This is a genomic window from Actinosynnema sp. NPDC023658 (genome assembly GCF_040639995.1).
In the GTDB taxonomy this organism is placed as follows: Bacteria; Actinomycetota; Actinomycetes; order Mycobacteriales; family Pseudonocardiaceae; genus Actinosynnema.
Genome location: NZ_JBFAAX010000919.1, coordinates 1 through 2,157, shown reverse-complemented (window position 1 = coordinate 2,157; position 2,157 = coordinate 1). Strand labels below are relative to the sequence as shown.

Here is a 2,157-nt window from a genome sequence, read left to right as displayed (position 1 = left end):
AGGCCGTGCCCCGTCCGGGCGGGCGCGAGCCGGTGGAACGGCTGGAAGATCCGCTCCACCTCGCCCGCGGGCACGGTGGGTCCGGTGTTGGTCACGCCCAGCACGCCCGCGGCGCACGACACCCGCACCCACCCGCCGGGCACGTTGTGCCGCACCGCGTTGTCCACCAGGTTCACCACCAGGCGCTCGGCCAGCGCGCGGTGCCCGCGGACCACGCACGGCTCGACCGACACCCGCAGGTCGACGTCCGCCGTCCGACGGGCGTCCACCACCTCGACGACCACCTCACCGAGGTCGAACGGGTGGCGCACGTCGAGGCCGGCGTGACCGCGGGTCAGCGTGAGCATGGCCTCGATCAGCCGTTCCTGCTGAAAGCCCGCCGCCAGGACCCGTTCATGGGCCGCGCGCAGCGACGACACGGTCGCGTCCGGGTCGTCCAGCGCCACCTGCCCGATCGCGCGCTGGCGGGCCAGTGGCGTGCGCAGCTCGTGCGAGGCGTTGGCGACGAACTGGCGCTGCGCCTGGAACGAGGCCTCCAGCCGGTCGAGCAGCTCGTCGAACGTGTCGCCCAGCTCCTTCAGCTCGTCGTCCGGCCCGGCGAGGGCGAGGCGCCGGTGCAGGTTCGTCGCGGAGATCTCCCGCGCGGCCGTCGTGATGGTGCGCAGCCTGCGCAGGACGCGACCCGCCACCCACCAGCCGAGCGCCAGGGCCAGCACCACGGTCAGGCCGAGCGCGACCCAGGACTGCACCAGCAGCTCGCGCAGCACGTCCTGCCGCTGCTCGGTCAGCGCCCGCTCGGCCTGCGCGACGATCCGCGCGGCCTCGCTGCCGGGACGCGGGAGCGGGTCGCGCGGCCGGGCGTCACCCGCCACACCGGGGTAATCGAAGACGGTCACGTCGTCCACCGGCGTCACGGTGTGCCGCACCAGGAAGAAGGTGACGGTCAGCAGCCCCGCGCCGCAGAACAGGAACAACCCGCCGTAGACCAGGGTCAGCCGCAACCGCACGGTCCGGCGCGGCAGGCGGCGGCGACCGGTGAGCGCGCCCATCAGATCCGGTACCCGCTCCTGGCCACGGTCTCGACCACGGGCGGGTCGCCGAGCTTGGCCCGCAGCCTGCTCACCGTGATCTTGACCGCGTTGGTGAACGGGTCGGTCGCCTCGTCCCACACCCGTTCCAGCAGCTCCTCCGCCGACACCACCCGACCGGTCGCGGCCAGCAGCACCTCCAGCACGCCGAACTCCTTCGGCGCGAGGTCCAGCGCCCGGTCACCGCGGGCGGCACGGCGGCGCGCGGTGTCTACCACCAGGTCACCGCGGCGCAGCACCGGCGGCACGGCCGGGTGCGCCCGCCGCGCGAGCGCCCCGACCCGCGCCACGAGCGCCCGGAAGTCGAACGGCTTGGGCAGGTAGTCGTCCGCGCCGAGGCCGAGCCCGTCGACCAGGTCCTCGGTGGTGGCCGCCGCGGTCAGCATGAGGATCCGGCTGCGGCAGCCCGCCGCGATCAGCGCCGCGCACACGTCGTCGCCGTGCGTCCCGGGCAGGTCCCGGTCCAGCACGATCACGTCGTACTCGGTGCACAGCGCGCGTTCGAGCCCGCCGGTGCCGTCGAACGCCACGTCGACGGCCATGTGCGCCCGCCGCAACCCCGTCGCCACCGTGAGCGCCATTTCCTCGTCGTCCTCGACCATGAGCACCCGCACGCGCACCAGTATCGGCGGCCACCGGTTTCGCCGAGGTCTCATCGCCGGTGAAACCCTGCCGAAACTGCGCCTGGCGTAGAACTCGCCGTTGCCACGACCGGCGACACCAAGGGGAATCTCGTGATCATCAGATGGCGTCCGCTCGCCAGGGGGGCCGCGCTGCTCGCCGTGGCCGCCGTACTCGCCGGCGCCGGGGTCGGCACCTCGTCGGCAGGCCCGGAACGACCTCCGGCCTGCGCCCGGCCGAACCCCCAGCAGCCACCGCCCGCGCAGACGCCGGCCACGCTCACGACCATCGGCCAGGCGTACTACTGCATCTTCGACAACTACTTCAGCGGCCCGGTGCTCGACAGCCGCGCGCTGCTCGTGCCCGCGTTCGCCGCGCTCACGCAGGAGCTGCAACGCCGGGGCCTCGACCGGCCCGACGCCACCCTGCCCCCGCTGACCGGCCGCAG

At 74.1% G+C, this 2,157-nt stretch carries 3 protein-coding genes; 1 reads left to right on the top strand and 2 read right to left on the bottom strand.

Translation table 11 applies throughout. The features are described 5' to 3' along the window. Both AB0G02_RS36420 and AB0G02_RS36415 read right to left on the bottom strand, forming a co-directional pair. A partial coding sequence (locus tag AB0G02_RS36420; protein ID WP_360803908.1) for a HAMP domain-containing protein occupies positions 1-1,049 on the bottom strand: 1,049 nt, incomplete at its 3' end. Further along, on the bottom strand, positions 1,049-1,702 hold the full coding sequence (locus AB0G02_RS36415; protein WP_360803905.1) for a response regulator transcription factor: 654 nt from the start codon (positions 1,700-1,702) through the stop codon (positions 1,049-1,051). The genes AB0G02_RS36420 and AB0G02_RS36415, both read right to left, overlap by 1 nt. A gap of 120 nt (positions 1,703-1,822) precedes the next feature. Between AB0G02_RS36415 and AB0G02_RS36410 the strand changes: the two genes are divergently transcribed. After that, on the top strand, positions 1,823-2,157 hold a 335-nt coding region (locus AB0G02_RS36410), incomplete at its 3' end, for a hypothetical protein (protein ID WP_360803902.1).